We start from the raw sequence: 23,052 nt of genomic DNA on the forward strand, positions 1-23,052 counted from the left end.
AAGTTACTTCTTCAATCCACCAATAAGATCATTCTTCAAATCAATCACATTCTCAAGACCAACAGCAATTCGGACGAGTCCATCAGTTATACCTGCCGCCTTGCGGGCTTCTGGACTAACGCGGCAATGTGTTGTTGTTGCAGGGTGTGTAATGGTTGTACGTGTATCACCTAAGTTTGCGGTAATGGAGCAAAGCTTGGTTTGATTAATCAATTTGAAGGCGGCCTTTTTGCCACCCCTAAGAGTGAAGGACAAGATAGCGCCACCTGCTTTTTGTTGACGCTTAGCCAGTGCATGTTGCGGATGAGATTTCAGACCAGGGTGATAAACGCGCTCTACCCCAGGCTGTTTCTCTAGCCATTGAGCAATTTCCAAGGCATTTTGACTTTGCTGCTTCATGCGCAATTCGAGCGTCTCAAGACCTTTTAAAAATACCCAGGCATTAAACGCAGAGAGTGTTGGGCCAGCAGTTCTAACATACGGAAATACTTTACCCATAATGAAATCATTGCTGCCAACAATGGCGCCACCCACTACGCGGCCCTGACCATCCAAATACTTCGTTGCCGAATGGATGACTATATCGGCACCCAATGAGAGAGGCTTTTGTAACGCGGGCGTGCAGAAACAGTTATCTACTGCAAAGAGAGCTTTTGCCTTCTTGGCAATCTTAGAAATTGCCTTAATGTCTGCAATCTCAGTTAAAGGATTGGAAGGTGTTTCCAAATAAAAAAGTTTGGTGTTTTCTTGGACGGCATTCTGCCAAGCCTTGGTATCTGACAAATCCACATAAGTAGTTGTAATACCAAAACGACCCAAAATATTACTAAACAATTGAATGGTTGCACCAAATACCGAGCGAGAGCACACCACATGGTCACCCGCTTGCAGATGGGACATGGCCATTGTCAAAATAGCAGCCATTCCTGAGGAGGTTGCAATGCAAGCCTCACCACCCTCTAACGCAGCCAATCGATCCTGGAACATGCTGACGGTAGGATTGGTAAATCGTGAGTAAATAAAGCCTTGGTCTGCATGCGCAAAACCATCTGCAGCCAACTCTGCACTATCAAAGCAAAAGCTGGAAGTGAGAAACATCGCCTCTGAATGCTCTTGGTATTCAGCTGTGCGGCGAGTACCAGCGCGAACCGCAAGGGTCTCTAGCGCAAGTTTTGAGAAATCGGGTTTTTTGCGGGTAGTTTTGCTCTTCATACCGCTATTTTGACACCGAATTGCAGATTTGCCTCAGACAGTAGTATCTGAGGAATTCTGTCGTTGTTTTTAGTCTTCGGTAGCCAAATGCAGGTGAAGTTGTGAGCGTGCAAAATCGCTTGAATCGCGTTGACGATCAGCCTTAGCCTCAGAGGTATTACGAGCTGCCTCTAACGCATCTAAATAAGATTCATTGATGTCGCCAGTTATATAGTGCCCATCAAAACAAGAGGCTTCGAAGTGTTGGATATTGGGATTGATATCTTTAACTGCCTGCTTCATATCCTCAACACTTTGGTAAATCAGTTGATCTGCGCCAATCATCTTATTAATCTCTTCGTCGGTGCGACCGTAGGCAACCAGCTCACTCCGAGTTGGCATATCAATTCCGTAGACATTCGGGAAGCGGACAGGAGGCGCGGCAGAAGCAAAGATCACTTTCTTAGCACCAGACTCCCGCGCCATCTGCACTATCTCAAATGAGGTGGTGCCACGAACGATTGAGTCATCCACAATCAACACGGTTTTATCTTTAAATTCAATCCGCATTGCATTTAGTTTTTGGCGAACCGATTTCTTGCGAACCGCTTGACCTGGCATGATGAAGGTTCTACCAATGTAACGATTCTTAAAGAATCCTTCGCGGTAATCAACACCCAGGCGTTTAGCAACTTGCATTGCCGCCGGACGACTAGAGTCTGGAATCGGCATGACAACATCAATCTCACCCGGAATAGTTTCTTTACGAATCTTTTCGGCAAGATAGTCGCCCATGCGCATACGTACGTTATAAACAGTAACGCCATCAATCGTTGAGTCTGGACGCGCCATATAGACATACTCGAAAATACAAGGTGTCAAAACTGCGTCAGCAACACATTGACGGGAATAGAAATTGCCATCTAAATCAATATAGATTGCTTCACCTGGATTGACGTCACGTACAAAAGTAAAGCCAAGACCATCAAGAGCAACAGACTCAGAAGCAATCATCCACTCTGGACCCTTAGGCGTATCAATGCGACCAATACACAATGGACGAATGCCAAATGGATCCCGAAACGCTAATAAGCCATAGCCAGCAATCAAAGAAACAACCGCATAAGAGCCCTTAACGCGCTTAGTTACCTCAGTAATCGCATTAAACATTGCACCTTCGTCCAGCGCTACGCTATTAGTCTCTTTTTGAAGTTCGTCAGCCAAAACGTTTAGCAGCACTTCAGTATCAGAACTGGTATTGATATGGCGACGATCACGATAAGCCATCTCTACACGAAGGCTAGCCGCATTGGTGAGATTGCCGTTGTGAGCCAAGATAATTCCATATGGCGCGCTAACGTAAAAAGGTTGTGCCTCTTCTTCGCTACTAGCGGAGCCAGCGGTTGGATAGCGAACTTGGCCGATGCCAGCATTACCAACTAAGCTACGCATATTGCGAGTTCTAAATACATCCCGAACTAAACCATTTGCTTTATGCATCGTGAATGAGTTGCCATTCATCGTTGCCATACCTGCAGCATCTTGACCGCGATGTTGCAAGAGCAACAAAGCATCGTATATCAGCTGATTAACTGGGGAGTGGGAAACTGTTCCAACAACGCCGCACATAAGCCTAGATCCCTATGGTTAAAGATGGTGTAACGGTGGGTGTAATTTTAGGCATAGAACTGCCCAATTGTTTTGCCCAGTCGGATGGTAACCAGCCTTTTATTAAACTGGTAGCCATATCGATAGCTGGTCGAGTAATTGCTTTCTGCCAAGCTACGCTTTGAGGTATTGGTGTTAAAGCCGCTAAGGTTGCCAACACAACCACAACCACAGCACCACGTGCTAAACCAAACACCAGCCCAAGAAAACGGTCCGTCATGCTCAATCCAGCAGACAAGATAATCTTTTGAATCACATTACCGACTAAGCCACACACAATCAAAGTCAGAATAAATAGAATAAGGAAGCTCACACCCAAACTAAGTAGTTCATCCATATGAAAAGTGGATAACCATTCAACAGAAAGATAATTGGTGTAGTGATAGGCTACCCAGGCTGCAACAAACCAAGATGCCAAGGCTAAAACTTCTTTAAATAAGCCACGTGAAATCCCCACCAATGCAGAGACTAGCAGCACAACCAGGGTGAAGTAATCCACCGTAGTTAACTTTAAGGTGGATAAATATTCCATTAAGGCGCTCCGACCTCAACTAGCCTTGGAGATAGGCCCATAGATTTAACTTTCTTCTCTGCAGCTTCAGCTGCATCCTTATCAGTAAAAGGACCCGCTCTGAGAACATAAAGCTTCACACCATCTGCACCGGTTTTATTAATGACGTAATTGGGGATCTTTTGATCCTTCATCTTAGTAATCCAGCCATTTGCACGCTCTTCAGAAGCAAAGGCGCCAATCTGAATAACGTACTTACCGGCCCCAGCTTTTTTCGGAAATTCTTCGGCTTTTGACTTGGTAGCGGTACTTGGGGCTACAACCACTTCTTCCCCAGCAGCCAAACCAATTGAGTTAGCCTTGCTCGTGGATGGCGCCTTGGCATCTGGCTTCACTTGAGTTGAAGTTGTTGCCACCGGCTCCTTGACTGGAATAACTTCTTTTTCTTTTACTGGTGCTTCAATCGCTGGTACTGCTGCCTTTACCTTTTCATCGCTAGCAGGCATTGCAGCATTGGGGGCAGGCAAACTAGTCACGATATTCACAGCAATATCGTTATTCACAGACTTGGGTTTGTTATCTAGGATGCGAGGCAGACCAACCACTGCGATCAGGACTAGAACAGATGCACCAATCAGGCGATGGCGAGCACGTTGTTGTTCGGGATCTTCGGTAAGGGCAAGCTCTTCATTTTCTTGAGCACGCTGAAAACTGCGGGGGGCTGATGTATTGATGGTGCGGCGACCCCTTGCTGAACCTCGATCAAGGTCTTCAGTCTCAGAGTTTCGCTTAAAAAGCTTCGGTAAACGAATCATGGATCAATGGGCCTGGTTATTTCGATATGCCATTACGCCGGCAACGGTATAGAAGGATCCGAAGATGACAATTCTATCACCCTCACCTGCCTTAGAAAGCGCTTTTTGATACGCTGCAGCAGGGTCTGGGAAACACTCAATTCCGCCATCTGCCCCATTTTTAACTGCTACACCCAGTTCAACCAGCTTCTCAGATAAGGCTGAAGCGCTAGCAGCACGAGGGGTTGGCAAATCCGTGCAGAACCAGAAGTCCACACTGCTGAGCAAAGGCTTGATCACGCCGGCAATATCCTTATCCGCCATTGCACCAAAAATGGCATAGGTATAGGGGTGATAGCCCATCTTATCGAGGCCTTGCCCTAAAGTGGCTGCCGCATGGGGATTATGAGCGACATCCAAAACTACAGTTGGCTGGCCTGGAAGTACCTGGAAACGACCGGGTAGTTCTACTAGAGCAAATCCATTCCGGATATCTTGAGCACTCACCGGTAAACGTAGATGTAAGGCCATCAAGGCGGCAATCACAGCAGAGGCATTGAGGATTTGATTGGCGCCTCGCAAAGCGGGATAGCCTAAACCGCTAAAGCGTTTTTGACGCCCTGCCCAACCCCACTGTTGCTTATCGCCCTGAAAATTGTAATCACGACCCTGAAGCCATAAATCGCAGCCGAGTTTTTCAGCATAATCAATCAAGGATTGAGGGGGTACAGGATCACCACAGACTGCAATTGCTCCTGCACGGAAAACACCAGCCTTCTCAAGGCCAATTGCCTCACGTGTACCGCCTAAAAAATCAGCGTGATCAATATCAATACTAGTGACGATCGCGCAATCTGCATCCACAATATTTACGGCATCTAAACGACCACCCATGCCAACCTCAAGAACAACAGCATCTAAATTTGCCTTAGAAAATAAATGCATGATTGCCAAGGTAGTGAATTCAAAATACGTTAGCGTTGGAGCATTCACTAAGCTGACGCGCGCTTTCTCAACGGCGGCAAAATGCTCTAGCAAGAGATCATCTTTAACCTCCTCACCATTGACTCGAGCGCGCTCGTTAAAGACCAGTAAGTGAGGAGACATATGGCAACCCACTCTATAGCCAGAGGCCAGCAAGATACTCTCAAGATAGGCGCAAGTTGAGCCCTTGCCGTTTGTCCCAGCAACAGTGATCACAGGACAATCAAAGTGCAAGCCCAAAGCTTCTTTAACTCGATTAATCCGATCTAGACCCATGTCGATACCGACTGGGTGGGCTGTTTCGAGGTGACTAAGCCAAGCCGTTAGGCTAGAAAACAGAATGGGGGATTGGTGTGCTGAACTCAAGCGCTTTATACAGCTGCGCTACCCGCAATCGCAGGCTCAGGAAGCTGCTGGAGCAATGCCAAGAGACGAGCGATTTCACCGCGCATTTGGCGACGATCGACAATCATGTCAATGCCACCCTTTTGCAATAAGAACTCAGAACGCTGAAAGCCTTCTGGTAATTTTTCACGAACAGTTTGTTCAATAACACGCGGACCTGCAAACCCAATCAAGGCTTTGGGCTCAGCCATCACTACGTCACCCATAAAGGCGAAGCTAGCAGAGATTCCGCCCATAGTTGGATCTGTCAAAACGCTGATGTAAGGCAAACCTTTTTTAGAAAGTAAGGTCAACATGGAGTTGGTCTTAGCCATCTGAAAAAGAGAGAGCAAACTTTCCTGCATACGCGCACCACCGGTAGCTGTTATGCAGATAAATGCACACTTTTTAGCGATGGCTTCTTGCACGCCACGGGCAAAACGCTCACCAACAACTGAACCCATCGAGCCACCCATATATTGAAACTCAAAGCATGCAGCTACAACTGGAATACTTTCAATTTTGCCGCCAAGCACAATCAAGGCCTCGGACTCACCGGAGGCGTCACTTGCCTCTTTTAGGCGATCTGGGTATTTTTTAGAATCTTTAAATTTAAGCGGATCGGTTGGGTAAATGTCAGCACCAATCTCATAGCGTCCTTTTGGATCCAAAAGACTATCAAGGCGCTGACGCGCGCCGATGCGCATGTGATGACTACATTTTGGGCAAACCGATAAATTAGCTTCAATATCTGTGCTGTAAAGGACAGTTTCGCAGCTGGGGCACTTAACCCAAAGTCCTTCAGGAACAGATTTGCGATTTGCAGGATCCGTATGTTGGATTTGTGGGGGTAGTAATTTATCGATCCAGCTCATCAGTTTTTAACTATCCAGTGCATTAACTATCTAAAGCGACGCGAATTTCACGTATGAATGTTTCGAGTGATTGTACCGCTTGGCCGGGGGCAGAATCCTCTAAAAGCCGAATAATTCGACTTCCAATAACCACTGCATCTGCTGTTTTTGACACTGCGCGGGCACTTTCAGCGTCATTGATACCAAAACCTACCGCAATCGGAATGGAAGTGGCTTCACGGATTTTGGGAATAATACTGGCCACATCTTGGGTATTGAGGTGGGACGCGCCTGTAACACCCCGCATGGATACGTAATAGATATAACCAGAAGCTATTTTGGCGGCATCCTTTATTCGTTCTGGTGATGATGTTGGAGCCAATAGAAAGATGGGGTCAACTCCTGCTACTTTCATGCTGGCAGCAAAATCAACGCACTCTTCAGGTGGGTAATCCACAACCAAGACACCATCAACACCAGCAGATTTCGCCTCCGCTGCAAATCGCTCCGAACCCATTTGCTCCACTGGATTGGCATAGCCCATCAACACCACTGGAGTATTGGTATCAAGCTTACGAAATTCTTTCACCATTTCTAAGCAACCATGCAAAGTGACGCCTTGAGTAAGCGCTCTTTCAGACGAGCGCTGAATCACTGGACCATCCGCCATTGGATCGGAAAAGGGAACGCCGAGTTCAATCACATCAGCACCACCACGAACTAATGCATGCATCAAGTCAACAGTAAGTTTTGGGTCAGGGTCGCCTGCTGTAATAAAAGGAATCAGCCCTTTTTTTCCAGTAGCTTTTAGTTCGTTAAAGAGAGCGGAAATTTTTGACATGACAATTCGTGTTTATTATTTTTATAGGTGATCGTAATGGATTTATACTAACCCTCAGAGCCGGTAGCTTGTGCAACGGTATGCATGTCTTTATCACCACGACCAGATAAGTTCACTAGGATCGTTTTATCTTTAGATAAAGTTGGCGCCAGCTTGCATGCATAAGCAATAGCATGAGAGGACTCTAAAGCAGGAATGATGCCTTCGATGCGACAGCAATCATGAAATGCTTTCAAGGCTTCTTCATCGGTCACTGCCACGTAGTCAGCACGACCAGAATCTTTTAACCAGGCATGCTCTGGACCAACACCGGGATAATCCATACCAGCAGAAACTGAATGGGTTTCAGAAATCTGACCATTCTCATCTTGCAGTAGGTATGTACGATTGCCATGCAATACACCTGGCTTACCCACGCAAAGTGCTGCAGAGTGAAGGCCGCTATTTAAGCCATGGCCCGCCGCTTCTACACCAACTAGCTTCACTTCTGGGTAGTCAATATAGGGATAGAAAATACCCATGGCATTGGAGCCACCACCAACACATGCCATGACATAGTCAGGCTGACGCCCAGTCATTTCAGGCATCTGCACCTTGCACTCTTCACCAATCACACTCTGAAAATCTCTGACCATCATCGGATAAGGATGAGGCCCAGCAACAGTACCAATGATGTAGAAGGTATCTTCTACATTTGTCACCCAATCTCGCATCGCTTCATTCAGCGCATCTTTGAGTGTCTTTGTTCCAGATTCAACAGGCACAACTTTTGCGCCTAGCAACTTCATACGAAATACGTTTTGAGCTTGACGAGCGACGTCCACGGATCCTTGATACACAGTGCAATCCAAACCAAAGCGCGCACAAATCGTTGCAGTTGCGACACCGTGCTGCCCCGCTCCCGTTTCCGCAATAATGCGTGGCTTACCCATACGCTTGGCTAGCATGGCTTGGCCAATCACATTATTAATTTTGTGAGCGCCAGTGTGATTAAGATCCTCGCGCTTCAGATAAATCTGCGCACCACCCAACATTTCGCTCCAACGCTTAGCGTGATAGACCGGTGAAGGACGCCCTACAAAATGCTTGAGCTCGTAATGAAACTCTTCTAAGAATTCAGGATCATTTTGATATTTAGCATATGCCGCCTTAAGTTCATCCAAAGCAAACATCAGCGTCTCAGAAACAAATACGCCACCGTAAGGACCGAAGTGTCCACGTGCATCTGGCTTATCGTACATAAATACCTCTTTTGATTAGTTACAGCAAATAGTTAGGGCAATGTGCTTGCGTCTGCCGCTCGCACTGCCTCGATAAACTCTTTCATCAAGGCGTGATCTTTTACACCCTTGCTGATTTCAACGCCGCTAGAGACGTCAACCGCGCAAGGATGAAGACGAGCAATAGCTTCGCCCACGTTGTGAACGTTCAATCCACCACTCAAAACGACCTGAGGCGCGTTTGCGCTTATCCATGCTTGCGGAATTCCTGACCAATCAAAAGGAACGCCTCCTCCTCCATAGCCCTCAACGAGCGCATCGAGCAAAAAGGCATTTGCTTGCCTATATTGTAGGGAAAAATTATCAAATGCGAAGCCAGCTCCAACGCGCGCAGCCTTCATCCAGGGTTGGCCTGCTGCTAGGCGCTGACACTCCTGCGGAGACTCATCCCCATGAAACTGCCATAAAGTGATGGGGGCAGCGGCCCTAATAGCCTCAAATTCGGCATCTGAGGCATTTACGACTAATCCGACAGCATCAACCCCAGCTGGAAGCCTGGAAATTAATGCAGCAGCAATATTGGGGGTAACGGCTCTTGGACTGGGCGGGTAAAAAACAAAGCCGACAGCGTCTACACCAGCAACAACAGCAGCATCGACATCCGAAGGCGTCTTTAAACCGCAGATTTTGACTCTAGTGCGTCCGGGAGAGTTAGTGAGTAAGCCCATATGGGAAATGATAAGGCCTTGAGTAAATAATGACCTGCTTAAGCATAAACCGCCTTAGGCAACCAAGAATTAGCCAGCCAAGGCTTAGGAATCTGAAACTCATCGGGGTAGGCAATTTGAGTCAAATAGAGTCCAGCTGGAGAAAACGTAGGCGCCGCAATACTGCGGTCTTTTGCCTCTAGAACTTCTGCCATCCACCCTGCTTTTTGCTTACCAACGCCGATTTGAACAAAGCTACCAACTAAATTACGCACCATGTGATGCAAGAAAGCATTTCCTTTGATCTTGAAATAGAGCCAAGGTTCATTCGAAAAGATTTCGATGGAATACATGGTCTTTACTGGGGTCTTACTTTGGCACTCTGAAGAGCGAAATGAGGTGAAGTCATGCTCACCTATTAAACACTCACCAGCCAGCTTCATGGCCTCAACATCAAACCAGCGATCCGGGGGCAACATGACATAACCAGCCCGATCTGCCGCCATTGGAGATCGACATGGTCCAGCATGCAATGCATAAATATAGGTTCGCTCATGTGCAGAATAACGAGCACTGAATTCTTCAGTGACAACTTGAGCCCAATTGACCACAATCGATGCAGGCAGGAAGGTATTTACCCCCCTCACCCACGACCAGTTTTCTCGCTCCACCTCAACATCAAAGTGCACCACCTGACCTAAGGCATGAACGCCAGCATCTGTTCTGCCCGCCGTAATTACACGAATAGGATTGGATTTCGATGCATCTATCCCAACAAATGCAGAAATCGCCTTTTCTAATTCATCTTGAATTGTATTCTGACCTACTTGTGACTGCCAACCTGAATAAGGGCTGCCGTCATACTGAAGTCCGAGGGCAATACGCATCAAAGAATTTAGCTATTACTATTTGAAATCTCGACCAACATACCCTTGGCTTCAACCACAATTTCAGGGTCGATTGAAGTGCCAATACGAACAATCTCTTCTAGAGATTTCTTGGCGGCTGAAAAATCCTCAATAGTGATGTAAGCACGGGCAAGATTCAAACGTACCCTCAGTTCATCAGGCGTTAAATCTGAGGTAGTAGGTTTAGCGACAGGTAGATCTAGGTTAATACTTCCAAAGAGCGCCTTAGCTTTATCAGACATGCCCTCATGATGATGCTCATGAGGGGTATGTTCAGTTTTATGATGAACTGGCAGTATGGATTCTGTCTGCTCGCTTTCATAGGGGTACTCACGAGCTGGAATTCCAGGTGAAGCATTTTTACGTGACTGGCTCATAAAGAACCAAATAAAGAGAGCGGCCGCTAGAACTAGGCCAATGAGACCCAGAACAGCTGCTTTGACATTAAATCCACTTTTTTTAACCTCAATAACTTCCGTAGCGCCCTGAGATTGATCTAATAATTTCTTTAAGTCAGCAATATTTTTCTCTAACTCCACTACTCTAGCGTTAGTTTGTTCCAAGATTTTTTCTTGGGCTACTATTTCTTCAGTGATGCGCTTGGCATCAGCATCGGCATCGCCACTAGAGCCAATCTTTAAACGATTAGCCGGATTAACCGCCTCATCCGCGCTCACTTCAACACTGGCTGAATCATTCTTTTTCTCAGACCATTGTTGAGCAGCAGAATCAACAAACTTTTGAGCCTCCTTTGAATCAATCGCCTGCACCGTCTCGGGATTAGGAATCAGGAGCTCAGAACCAGCGCGTAAACGATTAATATTACCGCCAGCAAATGCATCTGGATTGGCTTGATATAAAGCCATCATTTTTTGATCAAGCGTAAATTCCGGCCGATCTGGATCCATCTGTGAGGCGATGGAAGAAAGTGTTTGTCCCGGCTCAACAATGAACTTAGGAATAGTTCCATTTACAAACGTGAATATTCTGGTGATCGATCCTGACGACCAATTTAAGGTCAGCAATAAATCAACAAAGATATCTTCAGTAACAGGCACTGGTTTAACTGTTTCAACCAGAACCATCAAACGCTCGTCTTTTGATCGATAGACCATGACTTGAGCATTGAAGTCTAAAATTTTGGATGAAATACCCAGTCGCTCATAAGCACTTACAGGCGGTATAGAGGCTGATAAAGTCGATAAGAGATTTTGCTCGTCGGGCGCCAACTCGATTGGCACCTCAATACGAAGGGTTTGGCCAGGGCTAGATACTAAATTAGCTTTGCCTAATGAAATAGCAAAGGCACTAGTGGAAAGCGCAATGCCAATAAATCCAGCAAAGAGAAGTTTGAGCATCTGAGCCTTAAGCATTGTTATCCAATAGAATTCTTAACATCCGACGTAATGGCTCAGCGGCGCCCCATAAGAGTTGATCGCCAACTGTAAAAGCACCAAGATACTCTGGACCCATTGCCATCTTATGCAAGCGGCCAATAGGAACTGTCAAGGTACCGCTAATTGCTGCTGGAGATAATTCACGCTCAGTAGTCTCGCGGTCGTTTGGAATTACCTTAACCCATTGATTATCGTTAGCTAAGATAGCTTCGATTTCCTTTAAGGGAATATCTTTTTTAAGTTTGACAGTGAGACCTTGGGAGTGGCAACGCATAGCGCCAACACGAACACATAAACCGTCAATTGGAATGCTTCCAGGAGATCTAAATGCAGGTCGGCCCAGGATCTTATTAAACTCAGCGCCGCCCTTCCACTCTTCTTTAGTTTGACCATTCTCTACCGGGACATCAATCCAGGGAATCAAGCTACCGGCTAGAGGCGTATTGCGGAAGTTTTTCTTCGGAAAATCCGGAGATCGCAAAGTATCGGTAACTTTGCGATCAATATCTAAGATCCACGAAGACGGATCAGCTAATTCAGTTGCTACGCTGTCGCGTAAGGCGCCCATTTGCAACAACAACTCACGCATGTTTTGAGCGCCAGCACCAGAAGCCGCCTGATATGTCATAGCGCTAATCCACTCAACCATATCGGCCTTCACCAAGCCACCCATCGCCATCATCATTAAGCTAACTGTGCAGTTACTACCAATCCAATTTTTTCCGCCAGCAGCCAATGCTTTATCAATTACAGGTCGATTCACAGGATCCAAAATTAAGACTGCATCGTCTTTCATGCGCAATGCGCTAGCTGCATCAATCCAGTGGCCTTGCCAACCGGCAGCACGTAGCTGAGGAAAAATTTCATTGGTGTAGTCACCGCCCTGGCAAGTCAAAATGATGTCGCAACGAGAAAGTGCTTTGATGTCATTTGCGTTGAGCAACACATTCTCGCTCTTGGTCACCTTCTGACCATTCAAGAGCGGTACTTCACCGCCTGCCTGACTAGTACTGAAAAATACAGGTTCAATCAGATCAAAATCTTTTTCAGCCAGCATTCTCTCCATAAGGACGCTACCGACCATACCGCGCCAGCCTACTAAGCCTACTAATGGTGTTTTTGTATTTGCCATGATGAATGATCTATTGAATGTATATGTAATGTGACAATGATTATGAAAGAGCGGCTACAACCGCATCGCCCATTTCCACAGTGGATACCTTTTTTGTACCTTCTGTAAAAATGTCAGCAGTTCGCAATCCCAGTGATAAAACCTTTTGTACTGCCGCTTCGATACGATCAGCTTCGGATGGCATACCCAGGGAGTAGCGCAGCATCATCGCAGCAGACAGAATTGTTGCCAATGGATTAGCAATCCCTTTGCCGGCAATATCTGGCGCTGAGCCATGGCTAGGCTCATACAGGCCTTTATTATTTTTATCTAATGAAGCTGATGGCAACATCCCAATCGAGCCGGTTAACATCGAAGCTTCGTCAGAGAGAATGTCGCCAAACAAGTTGCCCGTAACGACTACGTCAAACGCTTTGGGTGCCTTGACTAACTGCATTGCTGCGTTATCAACATACATGTGTGATAACTCTACATCTGGATATTCTTTGCCAACACGAATCATGACATCCCGCCAGAGCTGTGATGTCTCAAGAACATTCGCCTTATCAACGCTACATACTTTTTTACCGCGTTTACGTGCAGCCTCAAAAGCAACTCGACCAATACGCTCCACTTCTGGCTCGCTGTAATGCATCATGTCGTAACCTTCACGTGCACCCTTAAATAAAGGAAGCTCAGAAGTGCGAATGCCGCGAGGCTGACCAAAGTAGATATCACCATTGAGCTCACGAATAATCAAGATATCGAGGCCGCTCACAATTTCAGGCTTAAGACTGGAGGCAGCAGTTAGCTCCTTGTAACAAATAGCTGGCCTGAAATTGGCAAACAACTCTAAATGCTTACGCAATCCGAGGATTGCTTGCTCTGGACGCAGTTCGCGAGCCAGCGTGTCGTATTTCCAGTCACCAACAGCACCAAACAAAATAGCGTCTGCTTTTTTAGCAAGCTCTAAAGTTGCGGGAGGGAGTGGATGACCGGCCAGATCATATGCGGCGCCGCCAACGGGGGCCGTCTCGAGGTCGAATTTAGGACCAAGCGCGTTTAAAACCTTAACGGCTTCAGCAACAATTTCCGGGCCGATACCATCGCCCGGTAGGACTGCAATTTTCATGAAAGGCCTTTAACTGAATAAAAACTACGGCAGTTGCGTCGCAAGCCAAGGCATTTTCAGGATGCGCTCAGCCTCGTAAGCCTTGATTTTATCTGCATGTTGAAGGGTTAAGCCAATATCGTCTAAGCCGTTCAGAAGGCAATGCTTCCTGAATGGGGCTACATCAAAGCTATAGGCAGTGCCATCGGGCGCAATTACTTGCTGAGCATCTAAATCAATAGTGAGCTGATAACCAGCAAAAGCAAGTGTTTCATTAAATAGATGATCAACCTGGAGCTCTGTAAGCACTATTGGCAAAAGACCATTTTTAAAGCAATTATTGTAGAAAATATCCGCAAAGCTAGGGGCAATCACCGCTCTGAAGCCATACTGGCCCAGAGCCCAAGGTGCATGCTCGCGAGAGCTGCCACAGCCGAAATTCTTGCGGGCCAGTAAAATTCCGGCATCTTTATAGCGCGGCTGGTTTAGAACAAAATCTGGATTAATCGGGCGTGTGCTACAATCTTGTCCAGGTTCACCATGGTCTAAATAGCGCCACTCATCAAATAGGTTCTGACCAAAGCCCGTTTTCTTAATCGACTTTAAGAACTGCTTAGGGATGATGGCATCGGTATCGACATTCTCGCGATTGAGCGGAGCAACCAAGCCTTTATATACCGTAAATTTTTCCATAATGATCTTTTGCTAAATATCGACTGCGCGCTTACTTGACTGGCGTCACAACAACATCTTTCCCCTGAGTTTGGGACTGATTGGATGTGTTGGAATTTTTGCTCCCACCCATGGAGTTGCCCATAGTTTGCAAATCTTTACCAACACCCTCCATCGTATTTGCACAAGCAGAAAGAATGATTCCCGCAATAGCAACGATAGTTAACTTTTTAATCATTGTGAAAGAAGACCATTTAAACACTGTATTTCCTTAAGAAATTTTACGAACATCAACGAAGTGGCCTTCAATAGCAGCAGCAGCAGCCATTGCAGGACTAACTAAATGGGTTCTACCGCCATTGCCCTGGCGACCTTCAAAATTTCGATTAGAGGTTGAGGCGCAACGCTCACCTGGCTCCAAACGATCAGCATTCATTGCCAAGCACATAGAGCAACCTGGCTCACGCCACTCAAAGCCCGCAGCTTTAAAAACCCGATCTAAGCCTTCACGCTCAGCCTGAGCCTTTACTAAGCCAGAACCAGGAACGACCAAGGCTAATTTGACATTAGCAGCTACTTTCTTCCCAAGGCGATCAACTACCTTGGCCGCGGCACGGATATCTTCAATACGACTGTTGGTGCAAGACCCGATAAAAACTTTATCAATTGAAATATTGCTAAGCGGAGTATTTGGAACAAGACCCATGTACTCCAGCGCACGTTCCATTGCAGAACGCTTGTTTGCGTCACGCTCTTTTTCCGGATCAGGAACTCGATCGCTAATAGCTAGAACCATTTCTGGCGAAGTGCCCCAAGTGACTTGAGGAGCAATTTCTTCTGCGCGTAACTCCACTACTGCATCAAATTTGGCGTCCGCATCTGAATGTAAGGTACGCCAATATTGCAAGGCATGACGTAGAGCCTCACCTTTAGGGGCATAAGGTCTACCTTGAATATATTCAATAGTAGTTTCATCTACTGCCACCAGTCCAGCACGAGCACCAGCCTCAATTGCCATATTGCAGAGGGTCATACGACCTTCCATAGACAAATTGCGGATAGCTTCACCTGCAAACTCAATCGTGTAACCAGTGCCGCCAGCAGTGCCAATCTTGCCGATCACAGCTAGCACGATATCTTTCGCAGTGGAACCAGGTTGGAGGCGTCCATCCACCTTGACCAGCATGTTCTTACTCTTTTTCATGAGCAAGGTTTGCGTTGCTAATACATGCTCCACTTCTGATGTACCAATACCAAATGCCAATGCACCAAATGCACCATGCGTACTTGTATGAGAATCACCGCAGACAACTGTCATTCCGGGCAGAGTTGCACCCTGCTCTGGCCCAATCACGTGAACAATCCCTTGGCGCAGATCATTCATCTTGTATTGAGTAATACCAAAGGCATCACAGTTTTGATCCAGCGTATCTACTTGTAACTTCGATATTGGATCTGTAATGCCCTCAGAGCGGTCCGTTGTTGGAACATTGTGATCTGAAACCGCCAGATTGGCAGAGATGCGCCACACTGGTCGGCCTGCAAGATTTAACCCCTCAAAAGCTTGAGGACTTGTCACCTCGTGCAATAACTGACGATCTATATAAATTGTGGCCGTGCCATCCTCTTCGGAATAGACGACATGGTCATCCCACAATTTGTCGTAAAGCGTACGTGACATGTAAACCCTCTAAAGCTTTTATTTACGCACAGTAATGTTAGGAACTTTACGTGAAGTTTCCCCAACATATAACTGACGTGGACGGCCAATCTTGTACTCAGGATCAGTAATCATTTCTTCCCACTGTGCAATCCAACCCACTGTTCTTGCTAAGGCAAAAATACAGGTGAACATTTCAGTTGGCACGCCTAGTGCGCGCTGAACAATTCCAGAGTAAAAGTCAACGTTTGGATAGAGCTTACGGCTTACGAAGTATTCGTCTTCCAGGGCAATCTTCTCAAGCGTCATGGCTAACTTGAACAATGGATCATTCTCAAGACCCATTTCTTTTAATACCTCATGGCAAGTTTCACGCATAAGTTTTGCGCGTGGGTCAAAGTTTTTATAAACGCGATGACCAAAGCCCATCAAACGAACGCTTGAGTTCTTATCTTTTACTTGAGCAATAAATTCATGAATATTATCTACGCCACCATTAGCCTGAATTTCATTCAACATCTGCAAGCAAGCTTCATTGGCTCCACCGTGGGCAGGACCCCACAAACAAGCGATACCTGCAGAGATAGCAGCAAATGGATTTGTGCCAGACGATCCACATAAGCGCACTGTTGATGTAGAAGCGTTTTGCTCATGGTCAGCATGCAATGTGAAGATGCGATCTAAAGCGCGCACCAAGACTGGATTGACTTTGTACTCTTCACACGGTGTTGCAAACATCATGCGCATGAAGTTTGCTGTGTAGGATAAGGAATTATCAGGATAGATAAAAGGTTGGCCTACAGAGTATTTATAAGCCATTGCAACCAGTGTTGGCATCTTCGCAATTAAGCGAATTTGAGCAACTTCACGAGCATGTGGATCGCTGTAATCAATCTCATCATGATAAAAGGCAGCCATTGCACCAACCAAGCCAGTTAAGACGGACATGGGATGGGCATCGCGACGGAAGCCGCGCAAGAAAAATTGCATTTGCTCATGAACCATCGTGTGATGCATGACCATCTCTTCAAAATCTTTTTTCTGTTTAGCGTTTGGTAGCTCACCGTTTAACAGTAGATAACAAACCTCTAAGAAGTCGCAGTTATGCGCAAGATCTTCGATTGGATAACCACGGTAAAGCAGTTCACCCTTATCGCCATCGATATAAGTGATTTTGCTATTACAAGAAGCTGTGGATAAAAAACCTGAATCGTAGGTGAACTTTCCGGTTTGACCGTAAAGCTTACGAATATCAATTACATCAGGACCAATCGTGCCTTTATAAATTGGCAAGTCGATATCTGGTGTACCGTCTGAAAAAGATAATTTTGCCTTGATGTCCGATTCAATCATTTCTAATCCTTAGTCATTCAAATTGATGATTAATACACTATTGATCATGCGTCTTTACTACTGTTGCAAGCAAAAGCCTAAATTACTTCTGTCTCAGCTTTTGTAAAACAGCCTTAAAGGCTGCTTCTTGTGATTCTTTTTCCAATGAAGCTACTGAATCCTTGCGACCGATTAGTAAATCCATCAGGTCATTGTCTTCTAGAGCTAGCAACTGGCTTAATACTTTTCCATCTTCCGCATTGAGTTGAGAGCCGTGGCGCTCAAAAAAACGCTGCAGAATTAAATCGTTTTCAAGCAAACCCCTGCGGGCATCACTCTTTAAGCGATATAACTCTGCATTAGTGAGGGTCATACCGCCCTACGCACCATCAGTTCCTTAATCTTTCCAATTGCTTTGGTCGGATTCAAATGCTTAGGACAAACGTCCACGCAGTTCATGATGGTATGGCAACGGAACAGGCGATACGGATCTTCCAGGTTATCCAAGCGCGCTGCAGTATCTTCATCACGACTATCGGCAATGAAACGATATGCCTGCAACAAACCTGCTGGGCCAACGAACTTATCTGGATTCCACCAGAAAGATGGGCATGAGGTTGAGCATGATGCGCACAAGATGCACTCATACAAACCATTCAATTCTTCACGCTCTTCAGGACTCTGGAGGCGCTCTTTCTCAGGGAATGGATTGTCATTTACCAAGTAAGGCTTGATAGATAGATACTGCTTGAAGAACAAGGTCATATCCACAATCAAATCACGCACGACTGGTAAGCCAGGTAATGGGCGCAATGTGATGACTTTAGGCAAGGTCAACATATTGGTTAAGCAAGCCAAACCATTCTTACCGTTAATGTTCATCGCATCAGAGCCACAAACACCTTCACGGCATGAACGACGATAAGAAATTGTTTCGTCTTGTTTCTTGAGAGAAATCAAAGCGTCTAACAACATACGCTCACCAGTCAATTCAAGCTCATAACGTTCCATGCGAGGAGCTGCATCGACATCTGGATCGTAGCGGTAAATTTCAAATATACGAATATCACTCATTTTTAATTTCTCTTCGCTTAGAAAGTACGTTCTTTAGGTGGGAAAGACTCAACAGTCAATGGCTTCAGAACAACCGGCTTGTAATCCAAGCGATTGCCTTCGCTATACCAAAGCGTGTGCTTCATCCAGTTCGCATCATCGCGCTCTTGATGATCATCATGCGAGTGCGCACCGCGACTTTCAGTACGAGCAGCTGCTGAGATCATGGTTGCGTTTGCAGCTTCAATTAAGTTAGCAACTTCCAAAGCTTCGATACGTGCCGTATTGAAAATCTCTGACTTGTCTTTGAGCCACAAGTGTTTAGCGCGCTCAGTCAGTTTCGCCATTTGACGAACACCTTCGTCCATCAATTCCTGATTGCGGAATACACCAGCATATTTCTGCATGGTTTTACGAATGTCGTTCGCAACGTCTTGTGCATACTCACCTGAAGTCGAGTTATCAAGAGCAGCAATACGAGCCATCGTTTGCTCACCAGCATTGGCAGGCAATGGCTTGAACTCACGGTTCTTGAGGTCCATAGCAACAATGTGATTGCCGGCAGCACGACCAAACACCAGCAAATCCAGCAATGAGTTTGTACCCAAACGGTTTGCACCATGAACAGATACGCAAGAGCACTCGCCGATTGCATAGAGGCCGTTAACGATCTCGTTATGTTTTCCATTCCCAGGTACAACAACTTGACCATTGATGTTGGTAGGAATACCGCCCATCTGATAGTGAATTGTTGGCACAACTGGAATAGGCTCTTTGGTAACGTCAACGTTAGCAAAATTGATACCGATTTCATAAACAGAAGGCAAACGCTTCATGATGGTCTCGGCACCGATATGCGTCAAGTCGAGAACTACATAATCGCCATTCGGTCCACAGCCACGACCTTCTTTAATCTCTTGGTCCATACAGCGAGAAACGAAATCGCGCGGCGCTAAGTCTTTATAGGTTGGAGCGTAACGCTCCATGAAGCGCTCGCCATCCTTGTTACGCAAAATACCGCCTTCACCACGGCAACCTTCTGTCAACAACACGCCCGCACCAGCTACGCCAGTTGGGTGGAATTGCCAGAACTCCATGTCTTCCAATGGAATGCCTGCGCGTGCTGCTAGTCCCATACCGTCGCCAGTATTAATGAAGGCATTGGTGGATGCATCCCAGATGCGACCTGCACCGCCAGTAGCCATCATGACAACTTTAGTTTCGAGAATGTAAACCTGGCCAGTTTCCATTTCAAGAGCGGTAACACCAACAACGTCACCAGCATCATCACGAATGAGGTCAAGCGCTAACCACTCTACGAAGAAGTTTGTTTTTGCACGCACATTACGCTGATACAAGGTATGCAACATTGCATGACCAGTGCGGTCAGCTGCTGCGCAAGCACGTTGAACAGCTTTCTCACCATAGTTGGCTGTGTGACCACCAAATGGACGCTGATAAATCGTACCGTCTGGGTTGCGGTCAAAAGGCATACCAAAATGCTCTAACTCGTAAACGACTTTAGGAGCTTCGCGGCACATGAACTCGATCACGTCTTGGTCACCTAACCAGTCGGATCCCTTAATCGTGTCGTAAAAGTGATAGTGCCAGTTATCTTCACTCATGTTGCCCAGTGATGCACCGATACCACCCTGTGCAGCCACAGTATGTGAGCGTGTTGGGAAAACTTTAGTTAATACCGCAACGTTCAGGCCAGCTTCCGCTAATTGCAAAGAAGCGCGCATACCTGAACCACCTGCACCAATAATTACCGCGTCGAAACGGCGGCGTGGCAATGCTTTTTTAATCGCGGTCATTGAATTACACTTTCCACAAAATTTGTACGGCATAAGCCGCACAGGCTACGAGATACAAAACAGTTAACACTTGTAGTGTCAAGCGAATGCTGACGGGCTTGATGTAATCCATCCAGATATCGCGGATACCAATCCAAGCGTGATAGAACAAACTGATGAAGAATAGAAGCGTCAATAGTTTCATGAACTGATTGCTAAACAATCCAGCCCAGCCTTCATAAGTTGCACTACCAGTAATGCAATAGTCAACTAGCAAAACGATTGTGAACACCACCATCACGATGGCAGTAACGCGCTGAATAATCCACTCTTTAAGGCCGTAATGAGCGCCAACAACTAAGCGCTTCGGTCCAATTTGATAAATAGGCATTAGATTTCCTTGATAAAGAAGTGCTTAGTACAAGCCAAATAGTTTGAGACCAACAAGCGCAGTCAAAGCGAGGCCTAGGAAAAATACAAAGATCGCTGAACGATTAGCGTCAGCCTTTTCAACACCAATCTCTAAATCCAGCAAGAGGTAGCGGATACCAGCGCAGAAATGGTGCAAGAAAGACCAAATTAAGCCCAAGAGAATCAGTTTTACTAACACGTGGCCAGTGATTGCCTGGAATTTTTGGTAACTCATCTCTGAAGCAAGGCTTTGATCAAAAAGATAGAGTAAGAAAGGCAACATCAAAAACAGTGCCGCCCCACTAATCCGATGAAGGATGGAGACTTTTCCAGCCCAAGGAAGACGGTATTTGATTAACTGGGCAAGACCAATATTGCGGTAAACCGGTCTATCTTTTTTTGTGTTTTGCTGTGCATCAACCATGGGCAATCTCAATCTGTAGGTGGAGGTTCAGTGTGGTTTTGTTGTGTTGCAACATATTCTATTGGAAACCTTGGGGGTGGTGGGGACTTTTTAGCGTTTAAAGGGGTTAAATAGTGGTTTTTACTGATTTTTGAGTGTACTACCTAGTTTAATTTATTGTCGTAATGCTGATCAGAAGTGTCGTACCTTGCACGCCGAATTTCTACTGGTTTATTCCCGTAGGTAAATGCGACACGTTCAACCGACAATAAGGCAGAGCCCTCCTGAACTTGAAGATGCTTAGCAAGCTCTGAATTCGCTAAAACTGCCTTAATTTTTTCTTCCGCCCTCACCATATGAGTGGCGTATTCACTTTCATAAAATGCATACATGGGACCAGGCCAAGTATTAAGGGCTTCGAGCGTCAACCCTTCAAAGCGCCCCTCTGGCAACCAAATCTCCTCAAATACGATTGGGCGCCCCGCAGAGCTTTGCACGCGGTCAATTCGAATAATGGGGTCACCTGCCTTTAATTTAAGCAATTTTGCGATATAGGCATCGGATTGTGCGATTTCACAGGCTAAAAACTGGTTTCTGAGGTGTAACTTCTCTCCAGAATCAGGCTCTAAGCGTAAAAAACGATACTGAAAGTCCTCTTCTTGGTGGGTGGCTACAAAGGTGCCCTTGCCTTGACGTCGCACCAGTAAATTTTGTGCGGCCAACTCATCAATTGCCTTGCGCACGGTTCCCTGGCTGACTGCATATCGAGCTGCAAGCTCCATCTCACTGGGGATGGCGTCCCCAGGCAACCATTCTGAGGCCTGCAAACTTGCCAAAATCATGGCTTTAATTTGCTCATAAAGAGGGCTAAACGAGGCAATTGGTTCAGATATTAGTGACAAATTAACTCCACAGCAGCTTCTATTGGATAAAATTCAAGCTTATCTCATATCTTATATAAGACATGATTGACAGTGTAAATGGAAAGTCCATACACTTGAATGGATAATAGAAAAGATTTCATTAATTAACCTCAACTGGAGTTATTAGTAATGGCAAAAGCCCCAATGCGTGTTGCAGTCACCGGTGCAGCCGGTCAAATCGGTTATTCCCTCCTTTTTCGCATCGCTAATGGCGATTTATTAGGCAAAGATCAGCCTGTAATCCTCCAGTTACTAGAGATTCCAGACGAAAAGGCTCAAAAAGCCTTGGCTGGCGTGATGATGGAATTAGATGATTGCGCATTCCCATTGTTGGCTGGTATGACAGCCCACTCTGACCCGATGACTGCATTCAAGGATATTGACGTTGCCTTGTTGGTTGGTGCACGTCCTCGTGGCCCTGGCATGGAGCGCAAAGATTTGCTCTCAGCCAATGCTCAGATTTTTACTGCCCAAGGTAAAGCTTTAAATGCAGTTGCTAAGAAAACTGTGAAGGTATTAGTTGTTGGTAACCCAGCAAATACCAATGCATACATTGCTATGAAGTCTGCTCCAGATATTCCTGCAAAGAATTTCACTGCAATGTTGCGCCTCGATCACAACCGCGCGCTCTCTCAATTGGCTAGCAAACTCAATAAGCCAGTTGCTGATATTGAGAAATTGGTTGTTTGGGGTAATCACAGCCCAACAATGTACCCAGACTATCGCTTCGCAACAGTTGATGGCAAGTCTGTCAAAGACAGCATTAATGACCCAGCATGGAACAAAGACACATTCATTCCTACAGTTGGTAAACGTGGCGCCGCCATTATTGAAGCTCGCGGACTCTCTTCTGCAGCATCAGCTGCGAATGCAGCAATCGATCACATGCATGACTGGGTTCTCGGCACGAATGGCAAGTGGGTCACTATGGGCATTCCTTCCAAAGGTGAATATGGCATTCCAGCTGAAGTAATTTACGGTTACCCAGTAGTTTGCGAAAACGGTGAATACAAAATGGTTGAAGGCCTAGAGATTGATGAGTTCTCACGTGAACGCATGAATCACACATTGAACGAATTGCTTGAAGAACAAGCAGGCGTTAAACATTTACTCCCTTAAGG

General features: G+C 46.0%; 24 protein-coding genes. 1 reads left to right on the plus strand and 23 read right to left on the minus strand.

Annotation, left to right across the window (positions count from 1 at the left end):
• Positions 1-3: 3 nt before the first annotated feature.
• The 23 genes from GQ359_RS05105 to GQ359_RS05215 form a co-directional block, all read right to left on the minus strand.
• The gene (locus tag GQ359_RS05105; RefSeq protein WP_215385706.1) at positions 4-1,212 is read right to left on the minus strand and encodes an O-succinylhomoserine sulfhydrylase; all 1,209 of its coding nucleotides are present in this window, start codon (positions 1,210-1,212) and stop codon (positions 4-6) included.
• A 69-nt stretch (positions 1,213-1,281) separates the two neighbouring features.
• Positions 1,282-2,820, minus strand: a complete 1,539-nt coding sequence (purF, locus tag GQ359_RS05110) for an amidophosphoribosyltransferase (RefSeq protein WP_215385707.1) — start codon at positions 2,818-2,820, stop codon at positions 1,282-1,284.
• Positions 2,821-2,824: 4 nt separating this feature from the next.
• Entirely contained in the window at positions 2,825-3,391 is a 567-nt protein-coding gene (locus GQ359_RS05115) for a CvpA family protein (RefSeq protein WP_215385708.1), read from the minus strand.
• Entirely contained in the window at positions 3,391-4,185 is a 795-nt protein-coding gene (locus GQ359_RS05120) for an SPOR domain-containing protein (protein ID WP_215385709.1), read from the minus strand. The genes GQ359_RS05115 and GQ359_RS05120 overlap by 1 nt, the downstream gene beginning before the upstream one ends.
• Before the next feature lie 3 nt (positions 4,186-4,188).
• Entirely contained in the window at positions 4,189-5,514 is a 1,326-nt protein-coding gene (folC, locus tag GQ359_RS05125) for a bifunctional tetrahydrofolate synthase/dihydrofolate synthase (RefSeq protein WP_215385710.1), read from the minus strand.
• Positions 5,515-5,519: 5 nt separating this feature from the next.
• The gene (gene accD / locus GQ359_RS05130; protein WP_215385711.1) at positions 5,520-6,407 is read right to left on the minus strand and encodes an acetyl-CoA carboxylase, carboxyltransferase subunit beta; all 888 of its coding nucleotides are present in this window, start codon (positions 6,405-6,407) and stop codon (positions 5,520-5,522) included.
• Positions 6,408-6,429: 22 nt separating this feature from the next.
• On the minus strand, positions 6,430-7,227 hold the full coding sequence (gene trpA, locus GQ359_RS05135; RefSeq protein WP_215385712.1) for a tryptophan synthase subunit alpha: 798 nt from the start codon (positions 7,225-7,227) through the stop codon (positions 6,430-6,432).
• A 47-nt stretch (positions 7,228-7,274) separates the two neighbouring features.
• The gene (trpB, locus tag GQ359_RS05140; protein WP_215385713.1) at positions 7,275-8,468 is read right to left on the minus strand and encodes a tryptophan synthase subunit beta; all 1,194 of its coding nucleotides are present in this window, start codon (positions 8,466-8,468) and stop codon (positions 7,275-7,277) included.
• Positions 8,469-8,500: 32 nt separating this feature from the next.
• Positions 8,501-9,175, minus strand: coding sequence for a phosphoribosylanthranilate isomerase (locus GQ359_RS05145; protein WP_215385714.1), 675 nt, complete (start codon positions 9,173-9,175; stop codon positions 8,501-8,503).
• Between the two features lie 38 nt (positions 9,176-9,213).
• Positions 9,214-10,044: a tRNA pseudouridine(38-40) synthase TruA gene (gene truA / locus GQ359_RS05150; RefSeq protein WP_215385715.1), complete on the minus strand. Its 831-nt coding sequence runs from the start codon at positions 10,042-10,044 to the stop codon at positions 9,214-9,216.
• Positions 10,045-10,049: 5 nt separating this feature from the next.
• A complete protein-coding gene (locus tag GQ359_RS05155) occupies positions 10,050-11,420 on the minus strand; it encodes a FimV/HubP family polar landmark protein (RefSeq protein ID WP_251367829.1) in 1,371 nt (456 codons plus the stop codon).
• 7 nt (positions 11,421-11,427) lie between these two features.
• Positions 11,428-12,591 carry an aspartate-semialdehyde dehydrogenase gene (gene asd / locus GQ359_RS05160; protein ID WP_215385717.1) on the minus strand — a complete coding sequence of 388 codons (1,164 nt, stop codon included), beginning with the start codon at positions 12,589-12,591 and terminating at the stop codon, positions 11,428-11,430.
• Positions 12,592-12,631: 40 nt separating this feature from the next.
• The gene (gene leuB / locus GQ359_RS05165; RefSeq protein ID WP_215385718.1) at positions 12,632-13,702 is read right to left on the minus strand and encodes a 3-isopropylmalate dehydrogenase; all 1,071 of its coding nucleotides are present in this window, start codon (positions 13,700-13,702) and stop codon (positions 12,632-12,634) included.
• A gap of 24 nt (positions 13,703-13,726) precedes the next feature.
• Positions 13,727-14,374 carry a 3-isopropylmalate dehydratase small subunit gene (leuD, locus tag GQ359_RS05170; RefSeq protein ID WP_215385719.1) on the minus strand — a complete coding sequence of 216 codons (648 nt, stop codon included), beginning with the start codon at positions 14,372-14,374 and terminating at the stop codon, positions 13,727-13,729.
• A 31-nt stretch (positions 14,375-14,405) separates the two neighbouring features.
• Positions 14,406-14,615 carry a hypothetical protein gene (locus GQ359_RS05175; protein ID WP_215300863.1) on the minus strand — a complete coding sequence of 70 codons (210 nt, stop codon included), beginning with the start codon at positions 14,613-14,615 and terminating at the stop codon, positions 14,406-14,408.
• Positions 14,616-14,624: 9 nt separating this feature from the next.
• Entirely contained in the window at positions 14,625-16,034 is a 1,410-nt protein-coding gene (leuC, locus tag GQ359_RS05180) for a 3-isopropylmalate dehydratase large subunit (RefSeq protein ID WP_215385720.1), read from the minus strand.
• A gap of 18 nt (positions 16,035-16,052) precedes the next feature.
• Positions 16,053-17,366 (minus strand): citrate synthase, encoded by a 1,314-nt coding sequence (gltA, locus tag GQ359_RS05185; protein ID WP_215300867.1) that lies wholly within the window; start codon positions 17,364-17,366, stop codon positions 16,053-16,055.
• Positions 17,367-17,448: 82 nt separating this feature from the next.
• On the minus strand, positions 17,449-17,718 hold the full coding sequence (locus tag GQ359_RS05190) for a succinate dehydrogenase assembly factor 2 (protein ID WP_215385721.1): 270 nt from the start codon (positions 17,716-17,718) through the stop codon (positions 17,449-17,451).
• Entirely contained in the window at positions 17,715-18,419 is a 705-nt protein-coding gene (locus tag GQ359_RS05195; protein ID WP_015421181.1) for a succinate dehydrogenase iron-sulfur subunit, read from the minus strand. The genes GQ359_RS05190 and GQ359_RS05195 overlap by 4 nt, the downstream gene beginning before the upstream one ends.
• A 17-nt stretch (positions 18,420-18,436) precedes the next feature.
• On the minus strand, positions 18,437-20,215 hold the full coding sequence (gene sdhA, locus GQ359_RS05200) for a succinate dehydrogenase flavoprotein subunit (RefSeq protein ID WP_215385722.1): 1,779 nt from the start codon (positions 20,213-20,215) through the stop codon (positions 18,437-18,439).
• Between the two features lie 4 nt (positions 20,216-20,219).
• Positions 20,220-20,585, minus strand: a complete 366-nt coding sequence (gene sdhD, locus GQ359_RS05205) for a succinate dehydrogenase, hydrophobic membrane anchor protein (RefSeq protein WP_215374285.1) — start codon at positions 20,583-20,585, stop codon at positions 20,220-20,222.
• 24 nt (positions 20,586-20,609) lie between these two features.
• On the minus strand, positions 20,610-21,029 hold the full coding sequence (gene sdhC, locus GQ359_RS05210; RefSeq protein ID WP_215385723.1) for a succinate dehydrogenase, cytochrome b556 subunit: 420 nt from the start codon (positions 21,027-21,029) through the stop codon (positions 20,610-20,612).
• 143 nt (positions 21,030-21,172) lie between these two features.
• Complete coding sequence (locus GQ359_RS05215; protein WP_215385724.1) at positions 21,173-21,910, minus strand: GntR family transcriptional regulator; 738 nt, start codon at positions 21,908-21,910, stop codon at positions 21,173-21,175.
• A 150-nt stretch (positions 21,911-22,060) separates the two neighbouring features.
• Here GQ359_RS05215 and GQ359_RS05220 point away from each other — a divergent pair, with 150 nt between their 5' ends.
• Positions 22,061-23,050 (plus strand): malate dehydrogenase, encoded by a 990-nt coding sequence (locus GQ359_RS05220; RefSeq protein WP_215385725.1) that lies wholly within the window; start codon positions 22,061-22,063, stop codon positions 23,048-23,050.
• Positions 23,051-23,052 lie beyond the last annotated feature (2 nt).

It is taken from the genome of Polynucleobacter sp. AM-7D1, assembly GCF_018688455.1.
In the GTDB taxonomy this organism is placed as follows: Bacteria; Pseudomonadota; Gammaproteobacteria; order Burkholderiales; family Burkholderiaceae; genus Polynucleobacter.

Coding starts and splice junctions, on each gene's coding strand:
- gltA (WP_215300867.1), bottom strand. CDS start 17,366: ATGATTGAATCGGACATCAAGGCAAAATTATCTTTTTCAGACGGTACA.
- GQ359_RS05190 (WP_215385721.1), bottom strand. CDS start 17,718: ATGACCCTCACTAATGCAGAGTTATATCGCTTAAAGAGTGATGCCCGC.
- GQ359_RS05120 (WP_215385709.1), bottom strand. CDS start 4,185: ATGATTCGTTTACCGAAGCTTTTTAAGCGAAACTCTGAGACTGAAGAC.
- leuC (WP_215385720.1), bottom strand. CDS start 16,034: ATGTCACGTACGCTTTACGACAAATTGTGGGATGACCATGTCGTCTAT.
- GQ359_RS05195 (WP_015421181.1), bottom strand. CDS start 18,419: ATGAGTGATATTCGTATATTTGAAATTTACCGCTACGATCCAGATGTC.
- GQ359_RS05105 (WP_215385706.1), bottom strand. CDS start 1,212: ATGAAGAGCAAAACTACCCGCAAAAAACCCGATTTCTCAAAACTTGCG.
- sdhC (WP_215385723.1), bottom strand. CDS start 21,029: ATGGTTGATGCACAGCAAAACACAAAAAAAGATAGACCGGTTTACCGC.
- purF (WP_215385707.1), bottom strand. CDS start 2,820: ATGTGCGGCGTTGTTGGAACAGTTTCCCACTCCCCAGTTAATCAGCTG.
- GQ359_RS05155 (WP_251367829.1), bottom strand. CDS start 11,420: ATGCTCAAACTTCTCTTTGCTGGATTTATTGGCATTGCGCTTTCCACT.
- leuD (WP_215385719.1), bottom strand. CDS start 14,374: ATGGAAAAATTTACGGTATATAAAGGCTTGGTTGCTCCGCTCAATCGC.
- GQ359_RS05115 (WP_215385708.1), bottom strand. CDS start 3,391: ATGGAATATTTATCCACCTTAAAGTTAACTACGGTGGATTACTTCACC.
- trpB (WP_215385713.1), bottom strand. CDS start 8,468: ATGTACGATAAGCCAGATGCACGTGGACACTTCGGTCCTTACGGTGGC.
- sdhD (WP_215374285.1), bottom strand. CDS start 20,585: ATGCCTATTTATCAAATTGGACCGAAGCGCTTAGTTGTTGGCGCTCAT.
- GQ359_RS05220 (WP_215385725.1), top strand. CDS start 22,061: ATGGCAAAAGCCCCAATGCGTGTTGCAGTCACCGGTGCAGCCGGTCAA.
- GQ359_RS05145 (WP_215385714.1), bottom strand. CDS start 9,175: ATGGGCTTACTCACTAACTCTCCCGGACGCACTAGAGTCAAAATCTGC.
- accD (WP_215385711.1), bottom strand. CDS start 6,407: ATGAGCTGGATCGATAAATTACTACCCCCACAAATCCAACATACGGAT.
- trpA (WP_215385712.1), bottom strand. CDS start 7,227: ATGTCAAAAATTTCCGCTCTCTTTAACGAACTAAAAGCTACTGGAAAA.
- sdhA (WP_215385722.1), bottom strand. CDS start 20,215: ATGACCGCGATTAAAAAAGCATTGCCACGCCGCCGTTTCGACGCGGTA.
- asd (WP_215385717.1), bottom strand. CDS start 12,591: ATGGCAAATACAAAAACACCATTAGTAGGCTTAGTAGGCTGGCGCGGT.
- leuB (WP_215385718.1), bottom strand. CDS start 13,702: ATGAAAATTGCAGTCCTACCGGGCGATGGTATCGGCCCGGAAATTGTT.